The organism is Novosphingobium mississippiense, assembly GCF_044029535.1.
Classification (GTDB): Bacteria; Pseudomonadota; Alphaproteobacteria; order Sphingomonadales; family Sphingomonadaceae; genus Novosphingobium.
In genome coordinates, this window is record NZ_CP147001.1 from 3,677,408 (window position 1) to 3,702,764 (window position 25,357).

21 protein-coding genes are annotated in these 25,357 nt (G+C 64.7%); 8 read left to right on the forward strand and 13 right to left on the reverse strand.

Going from position 1 to position 25,357, the window contains the following annotated elements; all coding sequences use genetic code 11:
• The first annotated feature begins 261 nt into the window (after positions 1-261).
• On the forward strand, positions 262-1,845 hold the full coding sequence (guaA, locus tag WBP06_RS17455; protein WP_395330286.1) for a glutamine-hydrolyzing GMP synthase: 1,584 nt from the start codon (positions 262-264) through the stop codon (positions 1,843-1,845).
• A gap of 332 nt (positions 1,846-2,177) precedes the next feature.
• Here guaA and WBP06_RS17460 read toward each other — a convergent pair whose 3' ends face one another.
• Positions 2,178-2,669, reverse strand: coding sequence for a methylated-DNA--[protein]-cysteine S-methyltransferase (locus WBP06_RS17460; protein WP_395330288.1), 492 nt, complete (start codon positions 2,667-2,669; stop codon positions 2,178-2,180).
• A 142-nt stretch (positions 2,670-2,811) separates the two neighbouring features.
• Here WBP06_RS17460 and WBP06_RS17465 point away from each other — a divergent pair, with 142 nt between their 5' ends.
• Positions 2,812-3,231 carry a GNAT family acetyltransferase gene (locus tag WBP06_RS17465; RefSeq protein WP_395330290.1) on the forward strand — a complete coding sequence of 140 codons (420 nt, stop codon included), beginning with the start codon at positions 2,812-2,814 and terminating at the stop codon, positions 3,229-3,231.
• A gap of 78 nt (positions 3,232-3,309) precedes the next feature.
• On the opposite strand, the gene WBP06_RS17470 is transcribed toward WBP06_RS17465, so the two are convergent.
• From WBP06_RS17470 to WBP06_RS17485, 4 genes are all read right to left on the reverse strand, one after another.
• Complete coding sequence (locus WBP06_RS17470) at positions 3,310-3,732, reverse strand: hypothetical protein (protein ID WP_395330291.1); 423 nt, start codon at positions 3,730-3,732, stop codon at positions 3,310-3,312.
• 107 nt (positions 3,733-3,839) lie between these two features.
• Positions 3,840-5,258 carry a metalloprotease TldD gene (gene tldD / locus WBP06_RS17475; protein ID WP_395330292.1) on the reverse strand — a complete coding sequence of 473 codons (1,419 nt, stop codon included), beginning with the start codon at positions 5,256-5,258 and terminating at the stop codon, positions 3,840-3,842.
• A 94-nt stretch (positions 5,259-5,352) separates the two neighbouring features.
• Positions 5,353-5,565 carry a zinc-finger domain-containing protein gene (locus WBP06_RS17480; protein ID WP_147221702.1) on the reverse strand — a complete coding sequence of 71 codons (213 nt, stop codon included), beginning with the start codon at positions 5,563-5,565 and terminating at the stop codon, positions 5,353-5,355.
• Between the two features lie 213 nt (positions 5,566-5,778).
• Entirely contained in the window at positions 5,779-6,348 is a 570-nt protein-coding gene (locus WBP06_RS17485; protein WP_395330293.1) for an FMN-dependent NADH-azoreductase, read from the reverse strand.
• A gap of 103 nt (positions 6,349-6,451) precedes the next feature.
• Here WBP06_RS17485 and WBP06_RS17490 point away from each other — a divergent pair, with 103 nt between their 5' ends.
• Entirely contained in the window at positions 6,452-6,871 is a 420-nt protein-coding gene (locus tag WBP06_RS17490; RefSeq protein ID WP_395330295.1) for a winged helix-turn-helix transcriptional regulator, read from the forward strand.
• Between the two features lie 310 nt (positions 6,872-7,181).
• On the opposite strand, the gene WBP06_RS17495 is transcribed toward WBP06_RS17490, so the two are convergent.
• Positions 7,182-8,447, reverse strand: a complete 1,266-nt coding sequence (locus tag WBP06_RS17495) for a cytochrome P450 (protein WP_395330297.1) — start codon at positions 8,445-8,447, stop codon at positions 7,182-7,184.
• Positions 8,448-8,612: 165 nt separating this feature from the next.
• Between WBP06_RS17495 and WBP06_RS17500 the strand changes: the two genes are divergently transcribed.
• Positions 8,613-9,563, forward strand: coding sequence for an ABC transporter ATP-binding protein (locus tag WBP06_RS17500; protein ID WP_395334247.1), 951 nt, complete (start codon positions 8,613-8,615; stop codon positions 9,561-9,563).
• 97 nt (positions 9,564-9,660) lie between these two features.
• Positions 9,661-11,277: an L-aspartate oxidase gene (nadB, locus tag WBP06_RS17505; RefSeq protein WP_395330299.1), complete on the forward strand. Its 1,617-nt coding sequence runs from the start codon at positions 9,661-9,663 to the stop codon at positions 11,275-11,277.
• A 279-nt stretch (positions 11,278-11,556) separates the two neighbouring features.
• On the opposite strand, the gene WBP06_RS17510 is transcribed toward nadB, so the two are convergent.
• Complete coding sequence (locus tag WBP06_RS17510; protein ID WP_395330301.1) at positions 11,557-11,802, reverse strand: GlsB/YeaQ/YmgE family stress response membrane protein; 246 nt, start codon at positions 11,800-11,802, stop codon at positions 11,557-11,559.
• 893 nt (positions 11,803-12,695) lie between these two features.
• On the opposite strand from WBP06_RS17510, the gene WBP06_RS17515 reads away from it, so the two are divergent.
• Together WBP06_RS17515 and WBP06_RS17520 are read left to right on the forward strand one after the other, a co-directional pair.
• Positions 12,696-14,615, forward strand: a complete 1,920-nt coding sequence (locus tag WBP06_RS17515) for a ribonucleoside-diphosphate reductase subunit alpha (protein WP_395334248.1) — start codon at positions 12,696-12,698, stop codon at positions 14,613-14,615.
• 410 nt (positions 14,616-15,025) lie between these two features.
• Entirely contained in the window at positions 15,026-16,189 is a 1,164-nt protein-coding gene (locus WBP06_RS17520) for a glycerophosphodiester phosphodiesterase (protein ID WP_395330303.1), read from the forward strand.
• Positions 16,190-16,269: 80 nt separating this feature from the next.
• Here WBP06_RS17520 and WBP06_RS17525 read toward each other — a convergent pair whose 3' ends face one another.
• The 3 genes from WBP06_RS17525 to WBP06_RS17535 all read right to left on the reverse strand — a co-directional run bounded on the left by WBP06_RS17525 (position 16,270) and on the right by WBP06_RS17535 (position 20,685).
• Positions 16,270-17,784, reverse strand: coding sequence for an alginate export family protein (locus WBP06_RS17525; protein WP_395330305.1), 1,515 nt, complete (start codon positions 17,782-17,784; stop codon positions 16,270-16,272).
• A 95-nt stretch (positions 17,785-17,879) separates the two neighbouring features.
• Positions 17,880-19,187 (reverse strand): MFS transporter, encoded by a 1,308-nt coding sequence (locus WBP06_RS17530; RefSeq protein ID WP_395330307.1) that lies wholly within the window; start codon positions 19,185-19,187, stop codon positions 17,880-17,882.
• A 235-nt stretch (positions 19,188-19,422) separates the two neighbouring features.
• Positions 19,423-20,685 carry a gallate dioxygenase gene (locus tag WBP06_RS17535; RefSeq protein ID WP_395330309.1) on the reverse strand — a complete coding sequence of 421 codons (1,263 nt, stop codon included), beginning with the start codon at positions 20,683-20,685 and terminating at the stop codon, positions 19,423-19,425.
• Between the two features lie 187 nt (positions 20,686-20,872).
• Between WBP06_RS17535 and WBP06_RS17540 the strand changes: the two genes are divergently transcribed.
• The gene (locus WBP06_RS17540; RefSeq protein ID WP_395330311.1) at positions 20,873-21,763 is read left to right on the forward strand and encodes a helix-turn-helix domain-containing protein; all 891 of its coding nucleotides are present in this window, start codon (positions 20,873-20,875) and stop codon (positions 21,761-21,763) included.
• A gap of 256 nt (positions 21,764-22,019) precedes the next feature.
• Here WBP06_RS17540 and WBP06_RS17545 read toward each other — a convergent pair whose 3' ends face one another.
• The 3 genes from WBP06_RS17545 to WBP06_RS17555 all read right to left on the reverse strand — a co-directional run bounded on the left by WBP06_RS17545 (position 22,020) and on the right by WBP06_RS17555 (position 25,312).
• On the reverse strand, positions 22,020-24,461 hold the full coding sequence (locus WBP06_RS17545) for a PQQ-dependent dehydrogenase, methanol/ethanol family (RefSeq protein ID WP_395330313.1): 2,442 nt from the start codon (positions 24,459-24,461) through the stop codon (positions 22,020-22,022).
• Positions 24,462-24,681: 220 nt separating this feature from the next.
• Entirely contained in the window at positions 24,682-24,909 is a 228-nt protein-coding gene (locus WBP06_RS17550; protein WP_395330315.1) for a DUF2171 domain-containing protein, read from the reverse strand.
• A gap of 160 nt (positions 24,910-25,069) precedes the next feature.
• On the reverse strand, positions 25,070-25,312 hold the full coding sequence (locus WBP06_RS17555; RefSeq protein WP_395330317.1) for a DUF2171 domain-containing protein: 243 nt from the start codon (positions 25,310-25,312) through the stop codon (positions 25,070-25,072).
• Positions 25,313-25,357: the final 45 nt, after the last annotated feature.

Genomic DNA, 25,357 nt, shown 5'->3' on the forward strand with positions numbered 1-25,357 from the left:
CGGCGAACGCCGGGGGAGGCATTCGCGAAATGGCTATTTCCTGCAAACTTAGCTTTTTTGGCTTATTCTGACCGGGCGGTCACGACGCCCTGTCATGGGAGGCTAATTACAGGAACGCGGAATTTTTGCAAATCACAAAGAAACAAAATTACGTGAATATTTTGCAACTGACGGCGTGTTGTCGGGGCCGAATCCAGCCCGCCACGCCCAAATCCGCGGCTTGCACTGGACACCCATGACATGTCCCTATAGTGGCCGGCCATGACTGACCAGACTCCCTCATCGAATCCGGGGCAGGGCTCCGACTCCATCCTGATCGTCGATTTCGGCAGCCAGGTTACCCAGCTTATCGCTCGCCGCGTGCGCGAGGCAGGCGTCTATTCGGAAATCGCCCCGTTCAATGCCGCGAAGGAAGCCTTCGCCCGCATGAAGCCGGCCGGCGTGATCCTTTCCGGCTCGCCCGCTTCGGTGCTGGACGAGAACGGCCCCCGCATTCCCGAGGAAATCCTTGAAAGCGGCCTGCCGATGCTGGGCATCTGCTATGGCCAGCAGTCGCTGATGCACCAGCTTGGCGGTGAAGTGCTGCTGGGCGATACCGGCGAATTCGGCCGTGCCTTCATCGAGATCGGTGACGATTGCGCCCTGTTCGATGGCCTCTGGGCCAAGGGTGAGCGTCATCAGGTGTGGATGAGCCATGGCGACAAGGTGACCAGCCTGGCCCCCGGCTTCCGTCCGGTCGCTTCCAGCGAAGGCGCGCCCTTCGCGGTGATCGCCAACGACGAGAAGCGCATCTACGCGATGCAATTCCACCCCGAAGTCGTGCACACGCCCGATGGCGGCAAGCTGCTGAAGAACTTCGTCCGCCACGTCTGCGGCCTCGCCGGCGACTGGACCATGGCGGAGTTCCGCAAGACCAAGATCGAGGAAATCCGCGCTCAGGTCGGCGACAAGCGCGTGATCTGCGGCCTGTCGGGCGGCGTCGATTCGGCCGTGGCCGCACTGCTGATCCACGAAGCCATCGGCGACCAGCTGACTTGCGTCTTCGTCGACGGCGGCGTGTTGCGCATGGGCGAGGCCGAGCAGGTCGTCAGCCTGTTCCGCGGCCACTACAACATCCCGCTGGTTCACGTCGATGCATCGACGCTGTTCCTCAAGGGTCTTGAGGGCGTCACCGACCCCGAAGCCAAGCGCAAGTTCATCGGCAAGACCTTCATCGACGTCTTCGAAGACGAAGCGAAGAAGATCGGCGGCGCGCAGTTCCTGGCGCAGGGCACGCTCTACCCGGACGTGATCGAATCGGTCTCGTTCACCGGCGGTCCCTCGGTCACGATCAAGAGCCACCATAATGTCGGCGGCCTGCCCGAACGCATGAACATGAAGCTGGTCGAGCCGCTGCGCGAACTGTTCAAGGACGAAGTCCGCGTGCTGGGCCGCGAACTCGGCCTGCCCGAGATCTTCGTGGGCCGTCACCCGTTCCCCGGACCGGGCCTGGCGATCCGCATCCCCGGCGAAGTGACGCGCGAACGCTGCGACATCCTGCGCAAGGCGGATGCCATCTACCTTGAGGAAATCCGCAACGCGGGCCTCTACGACGCGATCTGGCAGGCCTTTGCGGTGCTGCTGCCGGTGAAGACCGTGGGCGTGATGGGCGATGGCCGCACTTACGACAGCGTCTGCGCGCTGCGTGCGGTGACCTCCACCGACGGCATGACTGCCGACATCTACCCCTTCGACGCAGGCTTCCTGTCGCGCGTGGCCACCCGCATCATCAACGAGGTGAAGGGCATCAATCGCGTGGTCTACGACTACACCTCGAAGCCGCCCGGCACGATCGAGTGGGAATGATTTGCTATCTGGCACCGACCGGTAGCTAGCAGCATGAGAATGGAACTAAGCCCGCAGAGATGCGGGCTTTTTTCTGTTTGCGGCTGGCAATGTCCGGCGCCCCTATGGTGTGGCGGATATTCCGCGTGGTCGAGGGTGTGGAGTTCGGCACGGTCGGCCTAACGAAGGGCTGATCACAACCGAAGTCGCCCCTTGGGCGGAGTTAAAGCTTCTCGTCTGGAGCGCGAGGGGGCAACGGTTGGGATCGAGGCGTACTTGAAACGAAATGCGTGGCGCTTCTGATCTCGAGGCCCGTTTGAAATTCGCCCTCCGGGCATTTTCCAACCAGTCTTTCAGAGCAGTAGGCGCGGGCCTTCCAGCGTCAGCAGGAAGGCTTTCGCCTCAAGCCCGCCGGCAAATCCGGTGAGCGCGCCGCTGGTGCCGACCACGCGGTGGCATGGCGCGATGATCGAGATCGGGTTGCGGCCATTGGCGGCGCCTACCGCCCGGCTGGCGGTGGGGCGGCCGACGGCTTCGGCGATCTGGCGATAGCTGCGCGTCTCTCCGAAGGGGATGGTCAGCAGGGCATGCCACACGCTCTTCTGGAAATCGGTGCCGCGAAAATCGAGCGGCAGGTCGAACCGCGATCGTTCGCCGCCGAAGTATTCGCAGAGTTGGGCATTCGCCTGCACAAGGATCGGGTTGTCCGCGTCGTCGACGGGATCGGCCAGCGGCACGCGGCGGGGATCGTCGTTCTCCCACAGTACCGCGACCAGCCCGTCCTCGCTGGCGACCAGCGTGAGTTCGCCGATGGGCGAGGGCATGCGGGAACGGAACAGCGGCATCGAAATCTCCATCGGCAACATGCCGTAGATAGGCGCATGGGTGCACAGGGAAAGGCTTCGAGCGGAATATCGCCGGATTTCCTTGCTTTAGCCCGCTCCGTCAGCACATTGAGAGGTCCGCCAATCGGGAGAGGCAGCCCCTATGGAAATGACCATCGTCGAAGCTGTGGTCACCGATCGCGCAGCGGTGGTGGCCTTGTGGCAGGCCGTCGGCCTGACGCGGCCGTGGAACGATCCTTCGGCGGATTTCGATCTGGCACTGGGGCAGGATGGCAGCACGATCCTGTTGGCACGACGCGATGGCGCGCTGGCCGGCACGGTGATGCTGGGCTTCGATGGCCATCGCGGGTGGGTCTATTACCTCGGCGTAGGGGCCGAGTGGCGCGGGCAGGGCATCGCCCGCGGCCTCATGACGGCGTGCGAGCAATGGCTGGCGGCGCGGGGTTGCCCCAAGATTCAGCTGATGGTGCGGGGCGACAATCGGGTGGCGCTCGGCTTCTACGATGCCATCGGCTACGAAGTGCAGGATGTCGTCACGCTGGGGCGCCGGCTGGATGGATAGGCGCGGCCATGCAGAAGGCGGCCGAAGCGCGAAGTTCCGGCCGCCCTCAGGGGACGCTGGTATTGGCTGAGCCTGCCCCTAATTTCCGGCAGAAGCCTGCTGCTTCACGCGCGTATAGGGCACGAAGTCCTGCAGCCCGACAAAGCCGTTCCACATGCGCGTGGAGCGATCGTGCAGCTGGATGGTATCGAGCCGGCAGAGCTGGCTGGAATAGAGCTTGGTGACCAGGATCGAGTCGGAATCGAGCTTGTCCGCATTGGTCGGCCGGTTGACGTAGAGCGTGCCGCCGACGCGGTAGACGATCGCCGTCTTGTCTACCACCTGGGTGTCGTTCGACTGATTGAGCGGGATGCAGTTAACCGGCTTGCCCGCCTCGCGCCCTTCGAGGATCTTGGCAAGCTGCTGCTCGCCCGTCAGCTTCGGTTTGGCGGAAACGGCGGCGGGGGTGGCGATCAGGCTGGCCGCGATCAACGCGGCAGCGGCGACATGTTGGTATGCCATTGTCTTACCTTCCACAAAGCCCGCCCTTGCCCGAACACTGCCACGCAGCGGCTTAACCCGCAATGACCGTCGTACGTGAAGGGCGTTTCGCCGTCAGGCATCCCCGGTCAGGCTGTGCCGCCGACGGTGATGCCTTCCACCAGCAGCGTGGGCTGGCCGACGCCGGCGGGAACGCTCTGCCCGCCCTTGCCGCAGATGCCGACGCCGCGATCGAGTTCAAGGTCGTTGCCGATGCCGGTCACGCGGGTCAGCACCGTCGGGCCGTCACCGATCAGCGTGGCGCCCTTGATCGGCGCGCCCAGCTTGCCGTCTTCCACTTTGTAGGCCTCGTTGCACGAGAACACGAACTTGCCCGAGACGATGTCGACCTGCCCGCCGCCCATGGACTTCACGAAGATGCCCTTCTTCATGCGCGACAGCAGTTCGGCGGGATCGTCGTTGCCGGCCTTCATGAAGGTGTTGGTCATGCGGACCTGCGGGGCATAGGCGTAGTTTTCGCGGCGACCATTGCCGGTCGATTCCACGCCCATCAGCCGCGCGTTCATGCGGTCCTGCATGTAGCCCTTGAGGATGCCGTCCTCGATCAGCACCGTCTCCTGCGTGGGGGTGCCCTCGTCATCGATCGAGAGCGATCCGCGTCGGTCGGAGATCGAGCCATCGTCGATCACGGTGACGCCGGGGGCGGCCACGCGTTCGCCGATGCGGCCGGAGAAGGCGGAAGTGCCCTTGCGGTTGAAATCGCCTTCAAGCCCGTGGCCGACGGCTTCGTGCAGGATAACGCCGGGCCAGCCGGGGGCAATCAGCACCGGCATTTCGCCGGCCGGCGCGTCCACGCTTTCCAGGCTCACCAGCGCCTGCGCCAGTGCGGTATCGATGGCGTTGTTCCAGTTCGCGGGATCGAACAGCGTGTCGTAGAGGTGGCGGCCGCCCATCCCGAATGAGCCCGTCTCACGCCGGCCGTTGCTTTCGGCGACGATCGAGACGGAGAGGCGCACCAGCGGGCGCACGTCGGTGGCGATGAAGCCGTCCGGCCGCACGATTTCGACCACCGACCATTGTCCGGTCAGGCTGGCGCTGACCTGCGAAACGCGCGGATCGCGGGCGCGGGCGGCAGCATCGATCCGTTCCAGCAGGCGCACCTTGTCCTCGAACGGGACGAGGTCCAGCGGGGAGGCTTCGGTGTAGAGGTGGCGGTTGCTGCGCGGCGGCGGGCCGGGGCGGGTGCCGGTGGCGGGATCGAGCAATTGCAGCGTCTCGCCCGCGCGGCGGATGGCGCTGCTGGAAATCTCGTTGGCATGGGCGAAGCCGGTCATCTCACCGGTCACCCCGCGCAGGCCGAAGCCGGCATCGCGCGAATAGTCGGCGGTCTTCAACCGGCCGTCGTCGAAACCGAACGCCTCGGTCGCGATGAACTGCATGTAGAGTTCGCCGTCCTCGCAACGCTGCAAGGTTTCGCGGGCGAGGGCCTGGGCCTCTTCGGGCGAAAGCTGGCGATAGAGGAGCGAGCGCGGATCGGGGCTGGTCATGCCCACGGATATAGGGCGGCGATCCGCGGTATCAAATCGAATTGAGGGCCGGGCATGCCGTCAGGCGGTGTGCCCGGCTCGAAAGGTATGGCGATCAGGCCGCCTGCTGGTCGGCCGGGCCGCCCTTCAGCACGAAATGGCGATCGCAGTAGCCGCAATCGACATAGCCCTTCTCGTCGATCTCCAGCCACACGCGCGGGTGGCCCAGAGCGGCAGCCTTGTAGGTGCCGTTCGAGCGGATTTCGGTGGCCCCGTCGCAGGAAACGCGGTGGGAATCGGTGAAGACGGTTTCGGGCTGCGTGCTCATGGATCGGCCGATTACCAAGCCTTCGGAGGAATTTCCAGCCGGCAAATGCGCGTTGGGTTGTTTGAAAATCTGCTGAGGGCGGATTTTGCGGCGCCGGCCCACTCCCCCACCCGACCACTCATCAGGATACACGCGTGGATGGTCGGGTGGGGGAGTGGGCCGGCGCCGCATTCCAAATGCGCTTTCGCGCATTTGGAAGCGAACGGGCAAAGATCAGGCAGGAACGACCAGCGCACCGGCCTCTGCAAGCGCGTCGGCCAGGGCCTTTTCGCGGACTTCCGGTCCGATGGCGATGCCTTCGGCGAGGACGAAGATCGGATCGGTGATGCCCACGAAGCCCAGCACGGCGCGCAGGTAGCTTTCGGCATGCTCCACGGCGGCGCCGGGCTGGCCTTCACCGTAGTAACCGCCGCGCGACAGGGCGATGTAGACCTTCTTGCCGCCGGCCAGGCCCTGCGGACCTTCGGCGGTGTACTGGAAGGTCTTGCCGGCCACCAGCACGCGGTCGAACCAGGCCTTGAGCTGGCTGGGGATGGTGAAGTTGTACATGCCGGCGCCGATCACGATCACGTCGGCGGCCAGGAATTCGGCCAGTTCCGGCGTGCCGTCCGGGTTGCCGAGGATGTCGAGCGTCAGGTGCGGCAGGGCTTCGGCGGCCAGGTCGTGATAGGTGACTTCGAGCGAGGGATCGGCCTGCGTCAGCGAGCCGACGATGGCGCCCGACACCGCGCGGCTGACCGAGTTTTCGCCAAGGATGCTGGAATCGAGATGGAGAAGCTTCATGGGAGAGTGCCTTCAGTTGGGAGGTAGTCTGGAAAAATGACTGGCCATAGCTATGTTGCACTGCGACGTCCGCCAAGAGCGCATTTTTTCAGGACCAGGTAACATGAAGCTGACTACCTTAGAGCCCGCTGATGCCGTCGGGCACACACCGGCTGGCGAAGTCGTCCATTCCGCCCGCAGCTGCCGCATGGTCGGCGATATTCTCGCCCGCGTCGGCGACAAGTGGTCGATGCTGGTGGTCATGACGCTGCTGGAGGACAATCGCCATTTCAACGAATTGAAGCGCGGGATCGAGGGTATCTCGCAGCAGATGCTCTCCCGCACCTTGCGCGCTCTGGAGCGCGATGGGCTGGTGGTGCGCACGGTGCATGCCAGCGTTCCGGTGCGGGTCGAATATGCGCTGAGCGATCTGGGCCGTTCGCTGTCGGAGCCGGTCAAGGCTTTGGGCGCCTGGGCGGTGACCAATCGGCCGTCGATCGAGGCGAGCCGGTCGTTCTACGACAGCCGCAGCGACGCGGCGTGAGTTCGTCACGCCGAACTTGGTGATCCAACCCCGTCATCCCCGCGAAGGCGGGGATCCCGCTTGTTCTTTGCGGCGAGGCAGAAGGAAGCGGGGCCCCCGCCTTCGCGGGGGCGACGGAATGTTTTGGGCGGGAATATTAGCTGATTGCAGGTGAGCCGTCGGGCGCCTGCCCATTTTGCGCACCGCACATCTCCTCATCATTGTGAGCGCAGCGACGCAATCCAGAGCCGCGTAAACCGCCTGGGATTGCGTCGCTGCGCTCACAATGACGAAGTTGGCGGCGGCCCTACGGCTGAGCCGGCCGCTCCCCTCACTCCACCTTCAGATGCAGTTCCGCCAGCCCGCGGATGATGTAGCTGGGCTCATAGGCGATCCGCCGTGCGTCGGCCGGGCCGTGATGCGCCTCGTCCAGCGTGATCGCGCTTGTTGCGGCGAGCAGGCATTCCAGCAGTACCGCCACTTCCGCCCGCGCCAGTTGCGCCCCGGCGCAAGTATGCGCGCCGCGTCCGAAGGCGAGGTGTTCCTTGATGCGTGGACGGCCGATCACGAAGTCCGTGGGATTCTCCCACCGGCGCGGATCGCGGTTGGCGGCGGATAGCGAGACCACCAGCCGTTGCCCGGCGGGTACGGCGATGTCGCCGATCTTCGTATCGCGGGCGGCGATGCGGAAGGTGGCCTTGGTGGAGCCTTCGATGCGCAGCACTTCTTCCAGGAACGGACCGATCTTCGAAGGATCGTCGCGCAACAACTGCTGCATCGGCTGATCCTCCGCCAGCCGCCGCAGCGCGTTGCCGATCAGCTTGGCGCTGGTGTCCTGCCCGGCGGCGAACAGGAACATGGCAGACTTCACCACTTCCATCGCATCCGGCGTCGAACCATCGGGATACGTCGCGGTCGCCATCTCGGTCATCACGTCGTCCTGCGGCTGGGCGCGGCGTTCGGCGACGTAGCGGGCGAAGTAGCCGGCCATCGCGAGCAGCGGGTGGATCGACTGCCCTTCGTCGCCCGCGTCCATGTTGCCCGGCGGCGGCGCGGCATCGATCAGGGCGCGGAATGCCTCCCGGTCTTCGGCGGGCACGCCCAGCAGATCGGCGATGACCATGGTGACGAACGGCGTCGCCACTTCACCCACCAGTTCGCAGCCGCCGCGGGCCACGATGTCGCGCACCATGCCCTCGGCATAGCTGCGCATGAAGGCGGCGTTTTCCTTCAGGCGGGAGGGGACGAACAGCGGGTTGAGCAAGGCCCGCGCGGCGGCGTGGCGGTTCCCGTCGTAGGAGACCAGCAGTTCCATCTCGCTGCTGGGATGGCTGGCGAGCTGGTCGGAAATGTCGTCGCTCTCGATCACGAAGGGCAGCGGCGTCAGCGGGTCGGGATTGAGCCAGGAGGAGAAGTCGCGCGCGTTCAGCAGCACGTCCAGCGATTCCTGAAAGCCAGTGACCAGCAGGATATCGCGGCCGGGCATCGGACAGACCGGCCCCTGCGCGCGAAGGCGCTCGAAATAATCGTAGGGATCCAGAAGCACCGCGTGATCGGTGAAATAGTCGTGGTCCGTGTTCAGCGTTGCCGTGGCCATGGCTGCTCTCCCGCCAGAAGCAGGTCTGACTTGCCTGCTTTTATGATATGCTATGGATCGTATGTGTTCGGGCGGGGAGCGTCAATCGATCAATTGTCGCGCAATTGGTCGGGTCCGGTACCGCGCGCCCTTTACTGGCAGGCGATCCTGTCCCACATGCGGCGGATGACCAGCACCACTTCCGCCGCCATCTCCATCCGCGACCTCAAGAAGCGTTACGCCCCGGCGGGCAGCGGAGAGGGCAAGCTGGCGCTGAAGGGGGTGTCGTTCGATGTGCCCGAAGGCGGCATCTTCGGCCTGCTGGGGCCCAACGGCGCAGGCAAGTCCACGCTGATCAACATCATGGCTGGGCTGGTGCGCAAGACTTCCGGCTCGATCGACATCTGGGGCTTCGACATCGACAAGCACCAGCGCAATGCCAAGCGCTCGATCGGGATCGTGCCGCAGGAAATCGTCTTCGATCCGTTCTTCACCCCGTTCGAAGTGCTGGAGAACCAGGCCGGCCTTTATGGCGTGGCCAAGACCCTGCGCCGCTCGGAAGACCTGCTGCGCGCCGTCCATCTGATGGACAAGCGCGATGCCTATGCCCGCACGCTGTCGGGCGGCATGAAGCGCCGCCTGCTGATCGCCAAGGCGCTGGTCCACCAGCCGCCGGTCCTGGTGCTGGACGAGCCGACTGCCGGCGTCGACGTCGAACTGCGCCGCCAGCTGTGGGAACTGGTCACCGAACTGAACCGCGAAGGCGCGACGATCGTGCTGACCACGCACTACCTCGAAGAAGCCGAGGAACTGTGCGACCGCATCGCCATCATCAACCATGGCGAACTGATCGCCAACAAGCCCACGCGCGAACTGGTGGGCATGGCGCGCGAGAAGATCCTGGTCCTAACGCTCGATCGCGAGATGACCGAACTGCCCAGCCATCCCGGCTTCGTGAAGTGCGAAAAGGCGGGTGATCGCGTGCTGCAGATCACCTACGACAAGGATCAGGCCAATGCCGGCCAGATCCTCTCCGCCGTGCAGGCGCAGGGCTTCTCGATCGTCGATGTGACCACGCGCGAGGCGGACCTTGAGGACGTGTTCGTCAGCCTGACGAGTTCTGTGCAAGCTGCCTGACTCCCAGGCCCGTGCTGCACTGCAACATGATTGCGGAGCAAGCGGGAATGCAAAGCTAATTATTGCGCGGGCTGCTTAGTCTCGGCATGGAGCCGGCATGACTACGGATTCTGTTGCCGCGCCTGTTCATGATGTCATCCCCTATGACGTGATCATCGTCGGTTCCGGCGCTGCCGGCCTTACCGCTGCGCTGGCGCTGGCTGAAAAGCTGAAAGTCCTCGTTCTCGCGAAGGGCACGCTTACCGGCGGGTCCACCGCCTGGGCGCAGGGCGGCATCGCTGCGGTGCTCGACGCGGGCGATACGTTCGAGGAGCATATCCGCGACACCATGATCGCGGGCGCCGGGCTCAATCGCAACGAAACGGTGGAGTTCGTGATAGAGCGCGCCCCCCACGCGATCGAGCGGCTGGTGGAACTGGGCGTGCCGTTCAACATGGACGGCAACGAACTGCACCTGACGCGGGAAGGCGGCCATTCGCACCGGCGCATCGTTCACGTGGCGGATGCCACCGGCTGGGCGGTGCAGAGCGCGCTGCTCAAGGCGGCGGAGGACAATCCCAACATCACCCTGCTGCCGGGCCAGTCGTGCATCGACCTGATCACCGGCCGGCACGAGATGCGCTATTCGGGGTCGGGCCGCGTCTGGGGCGTCTATGCGCTGGACGAGAATACCGGCCGGGTGGAGGCGCACACGGCGCGCGCTACGATCCTGGCCACCGGCGGTGCAGGCCGCGTCTACCAATTCTCCACCGCGCCGCGCGGCGCGACCGGCGATGGCATCGCCATGGCCTGGCGTGCGGGTGCGCGCGTCTCCAACATGGAGATGATGCAGTTCCACCCGACCTGCCTCTACAATCTGGACGTCAAGAACTTCCTCATCACCGAGGCCGTGCGGGGCGAGGGCGGGCGCCTGATCAATCCGCGCACCGGCAAGCGCTTCATGGAATACTACGATCCGGAGCGGCTGGAACTGGCCCCGCGTGACATCGTAGCCCGCGCCATCGACTCGGAGATCAAGCGCTTCGGCCTCGATTACGTCCACCTCGACATCAGCCACCAGCCCGAAGCGTTCGTGAAGGCGCACTTCCCGAACATCTACGAAAAGCTGCTGGGCCTTGGCATCGATATGACCAAGGAGCCGATCCCGGTCGTGCCCGCGCAGCATTATACCTGCGGCGGCATCCTTATCGATCTGGACGGCAAGACCGACCTGCCCGGCCTCTATGCGGCAGGCGAATGCACCGAAAGCGGTCTCCACGGGGCCAATCGCCTCGCCTCCAACTCGCTGCTGGAATGCTTCGTGTTCGGCGAATCCTGTGCGGCGCATATCCTCGACCACTGGGACGCCTTCGACGCGCCGCCGCCGGTGCGCGCGTGGGACGAAAGCCGGGTGACGGACTCCGACGAAGAAGTGGTCATCAAGCAGAACTGGACCGAAATCCGCCGCTTCATGTGGAACTACGTGGGCATCGTGCGCACCACCAAGCGGCTGGAACGCGCCATGCACCGCATCCAGATGCTGAATGGCGAGGTGGAGGAATATTACCGCCACTTCCGTGTCTCGACCGACCTGATCGAACTGCGCAACCTGCTCCAGACCGCTGAACTGATCGTGCGTTCGGCGCTGCACCGGCATGAGAGCCGGGGGCTGCATTTCACGCTGGACTATCCGAAGACGGAAACGGAGCCGCACGACACGGTGCTGGTGCCGTAAGGAACACGAGCCGCTTCACCCGTCAGGATAGGCCAACCAACTGCCGTCATCCCCGCGAAGGCGGGGATCCCGCTTGTTCTTCTATCGGCAAGACCAAAGGAAGCGGGGCCCCGCCTTCGCGGGGGTGACGAAGTGGTGAGGGCTAGGATGGCCTTTGGAGGCACATCTCGGGGCCATCCTCGGCACGTTCGATCCAGGCCTACCCTCCGTCATTGCTTCGCTACGCTCGCATTGACGAGACACGGGCGCCGGTCGGCCTGAGCGGTCCTGCCTACGCGCTCACATCCCGATATGCAGCAGGCGGCCGATGTAGATCAGCGCCATCGCGCCCAGCACCGAGGCAAGGCAGCCCGCGCGCTGGAAGCCGGGCTCGCCCCGGGTGGTGATCAGCCCGGCGGCGAAGGAGCCACCGATGCCCAGCAGGATCGTGGCGACCCAGCTCATGTCCACGAAACCGGGATAGAGCCAACGCGCCAGCACGCCGATGATGAAGCCGCTGATGATGGCGCCGATCAGGTTGATCATGGAATCGAATGTCCTTGAGAATCGAAGGGTTGGCGATGCGTAGAAGCATCCGATGACGAGGTGGTTGCAAGGGGGGAATCGGTAAAGCGCCGACCGCGCCCTACGAATGCGCCGCTACAACCGTTGCGACGGGCTGAGCCACTTTGGTCCACCGATGCGGGGAAAACGATGTCCAAGTGCCTAGACAGATGGGAAAAGCCGCCTTTCGGGTAACTCGCTTCGCCGCAAATCCGATTCGCTTCGTCGCCGTTTTATGTGGAAAAATTTTTGTGTCCCGGGGGCAGATAGGCCCTTGCGCGCAAGCCCGATGAAGGACTTCCCACGCGTCGCGGCAGCCACTTCGATGTAAACCCCTGCCCCGCGATTGACCTTGGGGCAGGGCACCCCCACTTGCGTTGGAAGGCAGAACGGGCACTATGGGTTGTGGCGCGTCGGTCGCGGGGCATCTAAACCTAGGTATTGTCGTTTCCAGGCTGTGGGGGCTGGGCGGAAACGATTCCGGGTTGGATTGCTGGGCTTCTCGAACAGGGCGCCGGGGTCGGTCAGGGAATTTTGTTCTCTTTTTGTGCCGTCCGTGCTAGCCGGATCGATCCCTTCGTCCCGGCGACTCGCGCGGATGGCCGGTCGGCCCCGAAGCTATGTTGTGAAGGCGCCGTGTGGCGCTTCGATGACGCCGGATTTTAAGCACGGGGGCAAACGTGGATTTCAGGAACGGAAGCGACGCTGAAGTGAACAGCTCCGATGTAATTGATGATGGTCAGGTCGAAATGCCCGGCTTTGAAACGAGCCGCAGCAATGCCCCGAAGGTGCCCGCAAAGGCCCCCCCAAAGGCAACGCCAAAAGCACTTGGGCTGAAGCAGGAAAAGGAGGCGGGCGTGAGCCCGGCAATCGCCATGGACAAGACCGATACCGCTTCGGCCGCACTGGTGGCTGACGCTCTCGCCGCGGCTGCCCTGGCCGCTGCCGCCGATGCGCCGAAACCGCGCGTGACCGATTCGAAGACGATCAACGATCGCCGCTTCACCGTCGTCACCGACGATTCGCGCGATGCGCTGCTGACCGATTTCGGCAAGGAAACGCTGGACGATCGCTACCTGCTGCCGGGCGAAAAGTATCAGGACCTGTTCGCGCGCGTGGCCGATGCCTATGCGGACGATCAGGACCACGCCCAGCGCCTGTACGACTACATCTCGAAGCTGTGGTTCATGCCTGCCACGCCCGTTCTCTCGAACGGCGGCACCGGCCGTGGCCTGCCCATCTCGTGCTACCTCAACTCGGTCGACGATAGCCTTGAGGGCATCGTTTCCACCTGGAACGAGAACGTCTGGCTTGCCTCTCGCGGCGGCGGCATTGGCACCTACTGGGGCAATGTGCGCGGCATCGGTGAGCCGGTGGGCCTGAACGGCAAGACCAGCGGCATCATCCCGTTCGTGCGCGTGATGGATTCGTTGACCCTCGCGATCTCGCAGGGATCGTTGCGCCGCGGTTCGGCCGCCTGCTACCTCGACGTTTCGCACCCGGAGATCGAGGAGTTCCTGGAGATCCGCAAGACTAGCGGAGACTTCAACCGCAAGGCACTGAACCTGCACCACGGCGTGCTGCTGACCGACGAGTTCATGGAAGCCGTTCGCGACGGCAAGGACTTCGACCTCAAGAGCCCCAAGGATGGTTCGGTGCGCGGCACCGTTCACGCCCGTTCGCTGTTCCAGAAGCTGGTCGAGGTTCGCCTTGCCACCGGTGAGCCCTATCTGGTGTTTTCCGACACCGTGAACCGCACGATGCCCAAGCATCACCGCGATCTGGGCCTCAAGGTCTCCACCTCGAACCTTTGCTCGGAAATCACGCTGCCCACCGGCCGCGACCACTTGGGCAACGACCGCACGGCCGTGTGCTGCCTCTCCTCGCTCAACCTGGAAACCTGGGAAGAGTGGAAGGGCGAAAAGCGCTTCGTCGAAGACGTGCTGCGCTTCCTCGACAACGTGCTGCAGGACTATATCGACCGCGCGCCGGACGAGATGGCCCGCGCCCGCTATTCCGCCGCGCGTGAGCGTTCGGTGGGCATGGGTGTGATGGGCTATCACTCGTACCTCCAGAAGCGCGGCATCGCCTTCGAAAGCGCGATGGCCAAGGCGCTGAACATGCAGATGTTCCAGCACATCGCCGCCAAGGCCGACGAAGCCTCGCTGCTGCTCGCCAACGAGCGTGGGCCCTGCCCGGACGCGGCCGAAATGGGCGTGATGCAGCGCTTCAGCTGCAAGATGGCGATCGCGCCCACCGCGTCGATCTCGATCATCTGCGGCGGCACCTCCGCCTGCATCGAGCCGATCCCGGCGAACATCTACACCCACAAGACGCTCTCGGGCTCGTTCGTGGTGAAGAACCCCTACCTGGAAAAGTTGCTGGCCTCGAAGTCGAAGGATTCCACCAATGTGTGGAACTCGATCCTCGAACACGGCGGCTCGGTCCAGCAGCTCGACTTCCTCTCGCCGGAGGAAAAGGCGATCTTCAAGACCAGCTTCGAAATCGATCAGCGCTGGCTGCTCGAATTCGCGGCGGACCGCACGCCCTATATCGATCAGGCGCAGTCGCTGAACCTGTTCATCCCGGCGGACGTGGACAAGTGGGACCTGATGATGCTGCACTTCCAGGCTTGGGAGAAGGGCATCAAGTCGCTCTACTACCTGCGCTCGAAGTCGGTGCAGCGCGCGGGCTTCGCCGGTTCGGGCGGGGTCGAGGCGGACAATACGCCCGAAGCGCCCAAGTTCGAGATCGGCGAGACGACCGACTACGACGAGTGCCTTGCTTGCCAGTAATCAGGTAGGCGACAGGATCACCGAGAGGCGGCTCTCCGGCTTATGCTGGAGAGCCGTTTTCGTTTGTCCTGACCCCATTCCAGCCATCCGCCGTCATTCCCGTCACTCTCCGTCATCCCCGCGAAGGCGGGGATCCCGCTTGTTCTTCGTGGGCGGGGCAGAAGGAAGCGGGGCCCCCGCCTTCGCGGGGGCGACGAGGTGGTTTGGGGCAGAGGTCATGGGTTTGAAACTGACGATTCCGCCCAGGCTGCTTCGCCAACAGGTGCGTCGATGCAGGCATGGCCTGCTTTGACCACAAGCTGTCATTCTCCGGTCCTAGCGACAGGCGCGAAGGCCATGTCACTGGTTGTCCTCGTGAAAGTGGGACGAGGCCGTGATGGCCTCAGACACGCTTGCCAAGGACACCCCCGATGATCGACACCCGCCTCTCCCGCCGTTCGCTTGTTGGCGCAGGGCTTGGAGCCGGATTGGCCGCGGGCTTCGCGCCCGGCGTGCTGGCGGCGCCGGTACCGGTACCGGTACCGGTACCGAGGGGGACTCGCCCGGCGCGCCCGGCCAAGCCGCTGGTGATCGGCCATCGCGGCTGCTCGGCGCTGCGGCCGGAGCATACCCTGGGCTCCTATGCCAAGGCGATTGCCGACGGGGCAGACTTCATCGAGCCCGATCTGGTCAGCACCAAGGACGGCGTGCTGATCGCTCGGCATGAGAACAACATTGCCGAAACCACCGACGTGTCCGCCCGGGCCGAGTTCGCCGCGCGCAAGACGACCAAGACGGTGGATGGTGAACAGGTGACCGGCTGGTTCACCGAGGACTTCACGCTGGCCGAGATCAAGACCCTGCGCGCGAAGGAGCGGCTGGGGGCGCTGCGCCCCGAAAGCCAGTCTTACGACGGCAAGTTCCAGGTGGTGACGTTCGAGGAGATCGCCGATTTCGTCGCCGCCGAATCCGCCGCGCGCGGGCGGGTGATCGGGGTGATCCCGGAACTCAAGCATTCGACCTATTTCGCGGCGGCGGGCTTGCCGCTGGAGCAGCGCTTCCTCGACCGGCTGCATGCCAGCGCCTATCTGCAGACCGTGCCGGTGATCGTGCAGAGCTTCGAGATCGCCAATCTCAAGTGGCTGCGCCAGCGGCTGGAGGGGTTGGGCAATGTCCAGCTTCTGCAATTGACGATGCCGGGCACGATGCGGCCGGCCGATGTCGTTGCCAAGGGATCGGGTCCGACGTTCGACGAGATGCACAGCGATGCGGGACTGGCCGAAATGGCGACCTATGCCGATTGGATCTCGCCCTACAACATGGCGCTGCTGGGGCGGGACAAGGACGGGAAGCTGCTGGCGCAAGGCACCGGCCTGGTCGAGCGTGCCCATGCCGCGGGCCTGCTGGTATCGACCTGGACCTTCCGGCCGGAGAACTATTTCCTGCCGACCGACCTTCGCGATGGCGCCGGGCCGGGCGCGCGTAATCCGGCGGGGAGTATCGCTGAAATCCGCCGCTATCTGGCGCTGGGGATCGATTCGTTCTTTACCGACGATCCGGCGATCGGCCGTCAGGCGGTGGACGGTCGCGCCTGATAGCGGCCTGAGCGTCGGGAAAAGAAAAGGCAGGGAAGCGTTTGCTCCCCTGCCTTCCTTCTTGAGTTCCGGCGTGACGTTCAGAACTTGTAGTTCGCCATCAGGCCGAAGTAGTTGCCGTTCTTGCCGCCGTTGTCCTGGAACGAATTGCTGGCGGCGAAGTAGGTTTCCCAAAGGCGGAAGGCCAGCCGGTCGGTAACCTGCCACGAGGCTTCGAGGTTGAGGTCGGTACCGATCGAGCGGCTGGAATCGTAAGGCGCGAAGCTGGAACCCGAGGGGCCGATGTAGACGCCGTCGCCCTTGCGCGCGCGCCACAGGAAGTCCGGGCCGGCCATGACGGTGATCGCCGGGGTCGGCTTGACGGTGACCGAGGGATAGAGGTCCATCAGGTTGGAGAACGTGAAGAACGCCGCCTCGCTGATCAGCGGCAGGCGTGCGGCGGCGGGGACGAACGTGCCCACCTTGCCGTCGGTCAGGTCCTTGTCGCCGCTGAAGTAGTTGGCGCGCAGGCCCAGGCGGGGCTTCATCGGGGCATCGCCGAAGGTGTAGCCGCCCTCGAACATGGTGCCGAAGGCCTTGATATCCTTGCCGATGAACGTACCGCTCTGATAGGTGCCCTCAAGGTCGAGGTCCCAGTGCGGGCCGCGCTTCCACAGGCGGCCGCCCCAGTTGTTGCGATCGTCCTTGCCGATGCCGGCGGCCAGCGTCGCGCGGTCGCGCTCCATCTCGTACCAGTAGATGTCGGTGCCGAAGCCGGCGATGCGATTGGGCGCGCTGATGTAGACGCCGTGGAAATCCTGCGCGTGGTTCGGGCCATCGTCGAACGTGCCCGGATCGATCTGGATCGGCTTCACCGCGAAAACGTCTACCGAAACCTTGCCCGGCAGGATGTAGGTGGCGCGCACGCCCTGATAGGTGAAGCGCATGTTCAGGCCTTCGCGCACGCCCACCAGCTTGCCGTTGCCCAGCGGCATTTCGAAGCGGCCGGGGCGGAACGTCACCTTGCCGGCCTGGCCCAGCGGCACCGTCACGTCGACGAAGGCCTGGTAGATGTCCACCTTGTCGCGGTTGGGCACGGTGGCGAACTGTTCGCCATATTCGCGGTTGTCGCCCAGTTCGACATAGGCGCGCAGGTTCTCGCCCACGTGCAGGTCCGCCAGCAGACGCAGGCGCGACTGGACCGGATCGTTGTTGTCGTTCGGCTTCAGGCCCAGCGAGGAGTGGTGCCAGTCGGTGTAGTAGACCCGCGCCTCGCCGCCGAGCGTCAGGTAGACGTCGTCATTGGCGATGGGGATGTGCTTGATCTTTTCCAGCAGCGGCGCGTTTGCGTCGGGCTTCTTCGACCAATCCTCGGTCCAGCGGATCGCCTGCGGCTGGTTGGCCGGGCCGGGGCGGCCGCCGGGCATGGCTTCGGCGGGACGCGCCTGCGACTTGGCGGGGCGAATGCCGGGAGGGGCCTGGGTGGAAAGCGTGCCGGTCTCGCCCGTCTTGGCACTGTCCGGCGGGACGGACTGCGCAAGCGCGGGTTGGAAGGCGAACATGGCCGCAGCAGCGGTGCCGCAGGCAAGCAGGGACAAGGCGCGGGGGGTGCGCATGGAAATTCCTCTCTGGAGCGTCTTGCTATTTTAGGCGGGGCGGCCAGCCGCACACGGCCGCCCCCTTATCTTTTCTTGGCCGATCGGGCCAATGGTTACGCGATGGCGGTCTCGCGGTAGCGCACCATCGAAAGCACCACGGCGGCGATCAGCGTGCCGCAGGCCAGCGTCATGGCAACCGGGGTAAGGCCCCAGCCGGTGCTGAACAGCAGGCCGGCCACGATCGGGCCCAGCGCGGCGCCGGCGCGGCCCACGCCGATCACCAGCCCGGTGCCGCCACCGCGCAGGGCGGCGGGATAGCTCTGGGCGATCACGGCGTAGAAACCGGCGATGGCGGCGTTCAGGAAGAAGCAGGCCACGCAGGCGATCAGCGAGAGGCCGCCCAGCGTCGAAAAGCCCTGACCGAACAGCATGACCGCACCCGCGCCCAGTACCATCGAGGCGACCACCAGCGGACGGATGCCGACTTTCTGGCTCAGCAGGCTGACGGCAAGCGAACCGATCGCACCGCCGACATTGGCCCAGACCAGCACGCCGCCCGCCGATGCCGGGGCAAAGCCCAGGTCGACGACGATCTTCGGAATCCACTTCACCAGGAAGTAGAAGGTCATCATGTGGAAGAAGCACACCGCCGTCAGCATCACGGTCACGCTGGCAAGGCCCGGCGCGAACAGGGCGGCCACGCTGGTGCGTTCCTTTACCGGATCGGCGGGCGGCATCGCGGCCAGCGGCTGGCGGTTCTGCTTCACCAGCGTGCGGTTGATCTTTTCCAGCGCGCCGGCGGGGCGCTTCAGCAGCAGGAAGGCCATGGTTTCCGGCACCAGCCAGAGCACCAGCGGAATGAAGCAGAACGTGACGGCCGCGCCGAATTCGAAGACCGACTGCCAGTGCCCGGTCACGCCGAGCAGCCATGAGGCGATCGTGCCGCCGACGATGGCACCCATCGGATAGCCGCCAGCCATGATCGCCACGGAAAGATTGCGGCGTTTGGCGTTCGAGCATTCGGCGACGACGGCGTTGGTTGCCGCCAACATGCCTCCGATGCCAAGGCCGGTGAACAGGCGATAGGCCGAAAGGACCGGCACGCTGGTCGCCGTGGACGCCAGGAACATGCCCGAGCCCATGATGACAAGGCAGGCCAGCAGCGTCGGGCGGCGGCCCAGCTTGTCGGCCAGGCTGCCCAGAATGAAGGCGCCGATGCCCATGCCGAACAGTTCCATCGACAGCACGAGGCCAAGCGCGGCGCGATCGATGCCCCAGTCCTTGGAAATGCCGGGCGCGGCGAAACTGATCGACAGCACGTCGAACCCGTCCAGGGCGTTGAGCGCGGTTGCGATGCCGATGGCAATGATCTGCCGGTAATGCATCGGCTCGCGCGCGATTATGGCGCGTGGGTCTTCCATGCACTTCTCCTGTGGTTCCGCTGCCTTCTTGCAGGGCGCGGGAATTATTGGCGACGCGGGGGGCGACGCAGCGCTGGACTCAGAATCTGATCCGGAACCATCGCTCCGGATTGTTCGGCGCCGGCCCTCTCCCCCACCCGGCCACCCGACAGGGTAGACTCGTGGGAGGTCGGGTGGGGGAGAGGGCCGGTGCCGAACCGATATTGGCCACTTCGGCGAATATCGAATCAGACCCTCAGGCCGGCTGTGCCGCCACCGAGTAAGTGACCTGCTGGTTGCGGGTCTTCATGAAGTCCTCAAGCGTCTCTCCGCGCATTGAGGCATAAATGTGCAAATTGGATACCCCGGTTACCGCCGCCAGCTTCTCCAGAACGAAGAAGATCGCGCCGTAGTGGATCAGCCCGCGCCAGTCGCGGCGGCGAACAAGATCCTGCTCCTGCTCGCTAAGTTTCGCGGCGGCCATGGCGGCGTCCTCGCCCGCCAGGAAGACGGCGCGCGCTTCGGGCTCCACCAGAGCGTGGAGGAAGCGATTCAGGCGATACCCTTGGGCGCTGCGCTCCAGCGTATAGGGATAGGTGCCCGCGAATCGCTCGGCCCCTGCCAGTTGTTCGTCCATGCGGGCGCGATGGGCGGCCAGGAAGGTCGCGTCCGGCTCCGGCGATTCGTTCTCGTAGACGGCGGTGGCGATGCCGGTCATCGAGGGGAGGTAATAGCTGCGATGCAGGCAGCGCACGCGGGCGGAGAGGGCACCGCGCATGATCAGCCACATGATGACTTCCGCACCTTCCATCCCGCCCAGTTCGGCATATTGCGCGTGGGTCATCCGGCAAAGCGCTTCGGGATCGCTTTCCAGCAGGTCCATGAAGCGGGCATCCCACGTGGGATTGTTGAACCCGCAGCGCTCGCCGTGGACCTGATGCGAAAGCCCGCCGGTGGCGACCAGCGCGACCGTCAGGTCTTCCGGATAGCTCTCGATCGCGGTGCGCAGCGCCTGCCCCAGCTTGAAGCAGCGGCGCGCGGTGGGGATCGGGAACTGCAGCACGCCCACCTGAAGCGGCACGATCTGCACCGGCCATTCGCCGTTTTCATGCGGCAGCAGCACCGACAGCGGCGAGAAGCAGCCATGGTCCAGCCCGCGATCGAGGAAGGTGCCGATGTCGAACTCGTCGGTCATCAGGCTCTGCACGATATGGCGCGAAAGGCCGGCATGGCCGCCGATCGGCGGAACTTGGCGCGCGCCGCCGCCTTCGTCCGCCACATGGTACCGGTCGTCCACGCCCAGCGTGAAGGGGGCGTAGTGGTCGAAGAAGAAGGATGTGATGTGGTCGTTGTAGACGATCAGCAACACGTCGGGCCGCTTGTCCTCCAGCCAGGCGCGCACCGGATCGTAAGCATCGAAGATCGGCTTCCACGCCGGATCGTCCTGCTTCTTCGCGTCCAGCGCGAAGCCGATGGTGGGCGTGTGCGAACTGGCGATAGCGCCAATGATCCGGGCCATGCGGGCCGTCCTTCCGTCGAGCATCCATTCCATTGCGAGTCGGTTCCGGATGATGCCCAAGGGCACGCCGGTCCTGCCGCTTGTGCCCCAATCCACTTTAAACTAACCCGGGTCCATGTCGGAAATTGAAAATCGTTTGGACTTTTCGCCAAATGAGGCCGCATCAGGCCAAACCGTCGTCGGCAGCGTGAGCGCCGCTTCGGTCCCGCGTTACGTTCTCTATGGCGAGACGGGCGCGCGGGCGGACTGGTTCGTCAATGTCGAGCATCTGGACGAACGCTGCCGCGAGCGGGGGTGGGAGATCAAGCCGCATACCCATCCGCATTTCCTGCAAATCGGCGTCTGCACCGAGGCGGGCGGAGAGATCACGCTGGAAGGGCAGGTCCATCCTTTCCGGCCGGGCAGCGTCATGGTTGTGCCGCCCTATCGCATCCATGGCTTCCGTTACGAACCGAATGCCAATGGCTGGATGCTGACGGTGGAGAAGGGGTATCTGGAAGACCTGCTGGTGCGCGCGCCGGTGCTGAAGGGCCTGCTCGATGCGCCGCGCCTGTTCGATCTGGCCGAGCCTGCACTCAGCCGCATAGGCGCGGAATTCTTGCAGCTTCGTGAGGAGATGGCCGAACAGCGCCACGGCCGCGCCATTGCCGCCGAGATTCATTTGCAGGCCATCCTGCTGCAGATGCTGCGCCACTGCCCGGAATCGAGCGTCACCTCACCGGCCGCCGGCTCTCGCTACGACACGGTCGAACGGTTCAAGGCGTTGGTGGAGGCGCGCTATCGCCAACAGCCCCTGCTGCCGGACATGGCCTCGACACTGGGCGTCAGCGTCTCGCAACTGCGGCTGGCCTGCAACGAAGTGACCGGCCTTTCGCCCAATGCCCTGATCCATGAACGCATCGCCGCCGAGGCCAAGCGTTGTCTGGCCTATACGGGCATGACGATTTCCGAATTGTCGGATTGGCTGGGCTTCAGCGATGTGGCGTACTTCTCGCGGTTCTTCACGCGCAAGGTGGGGGAGACGCCCAGCGGGTACCGCCGGGCACAACGGTTCGGATCGGTGGTGGTGGAGGGGTAAGCGAGGCCTCGCCTGCTTTGTCATTGCGAAGCAAATCTGCCGCCAACCAACCCCGTCATCCCCGCCTTCGCGGGGGGCGAGGAGGTGTTTTTTGGCAAGCTGTGGGTGTGCTTAGCCCACCCTGATCAGGATAGTGCGGATCGGCGGGATGCCCGCGGCCCATCACGAGGCCCATTGCTCGCGCAAAGGGCGCCGGTAGCGGGTGCTGCCGACGCCCCTTTTCACGTCACCGACTTGGACTTTGCCGGCTTGCGCGTCAGGGACGCGCGCCGGTCATCGGGAAAGTGCCGAACGGGCCGTTGGAGTTCTCGCCACTCATCCGTCCATCCTTCACAGTCACGTCGTAGCTGACCGTGATCGGCATCGGCATGGAGGCCTTGCCCTCGAACTTCGCGCGACCGTCCTTGATCCCGCCGGCGACGTTGACGGTGCCTTGCTCGGCGCTGACCTTGCCGGTCACCACGTTGCCGTTCACCGTCAGGTCCATCACTGCCTTTTGCGGCCCGACCGGGGTCTGGATCACGATATTCCACTTGCCCACGAAGTCTTGCGGCTTGGCGGTGCTGGCCGCGGCCGCCTTGGCCTTGTCCAGCAGCGCCTGCTTTTCCGCCGGCGCGGCCTGGGCGCGGGCGCGCAGGAAGAAGCGGATCGTTTCCAGATCGCTGTCGGAAATGTCGGGGAAGGGCGGCATGCCGTTCATCTTCAGCCCGCCTTCCTTGACGATCTGCCGGAACGTGGCCGCGTCGGTGATGATCGGCGAATAGCGCAAGTCGGGCGCGGCGCCGCCGCCCACTGCGTTCCAGCCGTGGCAGACGATGCAGGCCTTCATGCCGAACAGCATGGCCCCTGCCTGTGCCTTGGCCAGATCGGGCTTGAACGTCGGATCCTGCGGCGGTGTCGGCTCGACATAGGCGTAGGGCGGGATCGTGTCCTTGCCGTCCAGCGCGAAAGTCAGCACGCGGCGCGGCAGGCGATAGTCGGTGCGGAAGGCCGCATTGCCCAGCGATTGCATCCCCGCACCCTGGCCGCCCGCGCCGGTGATGACGGTGACGTACTGCTTGCCGTTCATGCGATAGGTGATCGGCGCGCCGACGATCGGGCTCTCGGTCTTGAACGACCAGAGTTCCTTGCCGGTCTTTGCGTCACGAGCGACGAACTTGCCGTCCACTTGCCCTTCGAACACCAGTCCGCCGCCGCTGGCCATCACGCCGCCGGGCCAGGTGCCGGGCAGTTCGACTTCCCAGGCCAGCGTTTGTGTCACCGGGTTCCAGGCGCGCAGGAAGCTCTTGTGGCCGCCGGGCAGTTCCACTTCGGGAATCAGCGTCACGCCCATGCCCTTGCTGATCTCTCCGCCGCCAGCGCCGCCGTCCCCGATCAGTGCGCCCATCTCCAGCACCGGGATGTAAACGAGGCCGGTCTGCGGGCTGTAGGCCTGCGGCATCCACGAATGCGCGCCGGTCGGCCCGGGCCAGAGTTCGAACATGCCGGGCTTTCCGGCATAGCGGATGCCGGGGTTCTCCACCGGGCGGCCGGTCTTCTTGTCGATATGGTCGGCCCAGCTGACCTTGGCGATCTTCTCGGCCGAGATGAATTCGCCGGTCGCCCGGTCGATCACGTAGAAGAAGCCGTTCTTCGGTGCCTGCATCAGCACCTTGCGGTCCTTCCCGTCGATCTTCAGCGTGGCCAGCGACATGTCGGTGGTGGCGGTGCAGTCCCACTGCTCGCCCGGGCAGACCTGATAGTGCCACTTGTATTCGCCGGTGTTCGCATCGACCGCGACGATGGAGGCGAGGAACAGGTTGTCGCCGCCACCGGGGCTGCGCAGGTTCTGGTTGTAGGGGAAGCCGTTGCCGACGCCCAGGTAGATCAGGTTCAGTTCGGGATCGTAGCTGAACGCATTCCATGCCGTGCCGCCGCCGCCGCGCCGGGTGCCGTCGGGGTTCTTCCACCCGCTGGGCCATGTCTTGCGCATGACGGCCTCCGCCTTCTGGTTGGCGGGCGTCACTTCGTCTCCGGGCGTGGTGTAGACGCGCCAGACCAGCTTGCCGGTCTTTTCGTCATAGGCGGTGACGAAGCCGCGCGCCGGGCTGATGTCCGCGCCGCCGAAGCCGACGATCACCTTGCCGCCGAACACGCGCGGCGCGCCGTTCGAATTGCGCGGCGCCTGATCGGGGTAGTCGTAAGTCTTCCAGGCTTCCTTGCCGGTCTTCGCATCGAGCGAGATGACGTAGCCATCGGTAGTGGTCAGGAAGACATGGCCCGCATCATAGGCGATGCCCTTGTTGCCCCAGCTCATCTGCAGGGCCGACTTCGCGCGTTCGCGGGTGCCGCCGTCGTATTCCCAGAGCTGCTTGCCGGTGACAGCATCGAGCGCGCGGATATGCGAATGGCCGCTGGTGAGGAAGACCTTGCCCTCTGCCATCAAGGGCGTGCTGGCGGTGTAGCCCGGCTCCAGATCGTAGTGCCATGCCAGCTTGAGATTGCCGACGGTGTCGGTGTTGATCTCGTCCAGCGGGGAATAGTGCGTCTCACCGGGCGTGCGGCCCCAACTGGGCCATTCGTCGGGATCGGCGATCATCCCCTGTTCGATGGGCTGTGCCGGCTTGTTGCAGGCGGTTAGCGCCACTGGCGCGAGCATGGCCAGTGCCAGCCTGAGCGCGCTGCTCCTGAGCACAGTTCTAACGGGACGTGCGGTCACGGCGTCTTCCCCCGGGATTGTCTTGTCTTTTCGGCACAAGGGCTATCAGCCGGGGAAGGGCTTGGGAAGACTTGCTATATTGTGTGTATCATATCTTTTGGCCGTCATCGCCCCTGCGAAAGGCCGCCTGCGAAAGACGGTGCCCCCTAAATGCGAAAGGCCCCGGCCTTCCCTGTGCGAAAGACCGGGGCCCTAGGGCTGTCTCGGTGCCCAAAGGGGATTAATGGGTACCGGCGCCCATGGGGATGGGGGTGCCTTCCTTCAGGTAGACGCGGTTGTCTTCGATGCGATCGACATTGTCGAAGGCGATGAAGTGGTGCGCGCCGTCCGAACTGTCCGAACGGGTGAGCTTGATCTGGTCATCCTTCACCTCGTCCACCGTGCCCACATGGTCGCCAGCGGCGTTGGCGACTTCCATGTGCTCACGGATGCGCAGCTTCTCAAACATGAGAATTTCTCCCGTTTTTTGGCTTCGTATGCCTGATAAACGGGGGGCTGCGGCCATCGTTCCGGCATTCGTCCTGCCAGCGAAACGTTTCGTGGATGGTCGGACGGGGAGTGGGCCGGTGCCGGCAAAATTCGCCTTGGGCGAATCGTCCAAACCGGGCCTAGGGCGTCGCGCCCAGGCCGAAGGTAGCGTCTCCGCGCGGAGACAGCAGGATGCGGTCACCATCGATGCCGTCGATCTCGCTGACGGCGATGAAGGGGTGGCCAGCCTCTGCCAACAACACTTCCTGCCCTTCCACCCGGTCCACCACGCCCAGCACGGCACCTTCCGGGCCGATCACGGTCATGCCCTTGCGAATGAAGCCGGATTCGGTGGGCCACGCGGTCTCGTTATCATCGGTCATGCACGTTCTCCACAAAGGCGAAAGGAAGGGGTTGAAGCCCCGCAA

Bases quoted from the DNA above. Each gene is read 5' to 3' on its own strand.
- guaA (WP_395330286.1), top strand. From the start codon at position 262: ATGACTGACCAGACTCCCTCATCGAATCCGGGGCAGGGCTCCGACTCC.
- WBP06_RS17460 (WP_395330288.1), bottom strand. From the start codon at position 2,669: ATGCCGCTGTTCCGTTCCCGCATGCCCTCGCCCATCGGCGAACTCACG.
- WBP06_RS17465 (WP_395330290.1), top strand. From the start codon at position 2,812: ATGGAAATGACCATCGTCGAAGCTGTGGTCACCGATCGCGCAGCGGTG.
- WBP06_RS17470 (WP_395330291.1), bottom strand. From the start codon at position 3,732: ATGGCATACCAACATGTCGCCGCTGCCGCGTTGATCGCGGCCAGCCTG.
- tldD (WP_395330292.1), bottom strand. From the start codon at position 5,258: ATGACCAGCCCCGATCCGCGCTCGCTCCTCTATCGCCAGCTTTCGCCC.
- WBP06_RS17480 (WP_147221702.1), bottom strand. From the start codon at position 5,565: ATGAGCACGCAGCCCGAAACCGTCTTCACCGATTCCCACCGCGTTTCC.
- WBP06_RS17485 (WP_395330293.1), bottom strand. From the start codon at position 6,348: ATGAAGCTTCTCCATCTCGATTCCAGCATCCTTGGCGAAAACTCGGTC.
- WBP06_RS17490 (WP_395330295.1), top strand. From the start codon at position 6,452: ATGAAGCTGACTACCTTAGAGCCCGCTGATGCCGTCGGGCACACACCG.
- WBP06_RS17495 (WP_395330297.1), bottom strand. From the start codon at position 8,447: ATGGCCACGGCAACGCTGAACACGGACCACGACTATTTCACCGATCAC.
- WBP06_RS17500 (WP_395334247.1), top strand. From the start codon at position 8,613: ATGACCAGCACCACTTCCGCCGCCATCTCCATCCGCGACCTCAAGAAG.
- nadB (WP_395330299.1), top strand. From the start codon at position 9,661: ATGACTACGGATTCTGTTGCCGCGCCTGTTCATGATGTCATCCCCTAT.
- WBP06_RS17510 (WP_395330301.1), bottom strand. From the start codon at position 11,802: ATGATCAACCTGATCGGCGCCATCATCAGCGGCTTCATCATCGGCGTG.
- WBP06_RS17515 (WP_395334248.1), top strand. From the start codon at position 12,696: ATGGACAAGACCGATACCGCTTCGGCCGCACTGGTGGCTGACGCTCTC.
- WBP06_RS17520 (WP_395330303.1), top strand. From the start codon at position 15,026: ATGATCGACACCCGCCTCTCCCGCCGTTCGCTTGTTGGCGCAGGGCTT.
- WBP06_RS17525 (WP_395330305.1), bottom strand. From the start codon at position 17,784: ATGCGCACCCCCCGCGCCTTGTCCCTGCTTGCCTGCGGCACCGCTGCT.
- WBP06_RS17530 (WP_395330307.1), bottom strand. From the start codon at position 19,187: ATGGAAGACCCACGCGCCATAATCGCGCGCGAGCCGATGCATTACCGG.
- WBP06_RS17535 (WP_395330309.1), bottom strand. From the start codon at position 20,685: ATGGCCCGGATCATTGGCGCTATCGCCAGTTCGCACACGCCCACCATC.
- WBP06_RS17550 (WP_395330315.1), bottom strand. From the start codon at position 24,909: ATGTTTGAGAAGCTGCGCATCCGTGAGCACATGGAAGTCGCCAACGCC.
- WBP06_RS17555 (WP_395330317.1), bottom strand. From the start codon at position 25,312: ATGACCGATGATAACGAGACCGCGTGGCCCACCGAATCCGGCTTCATT.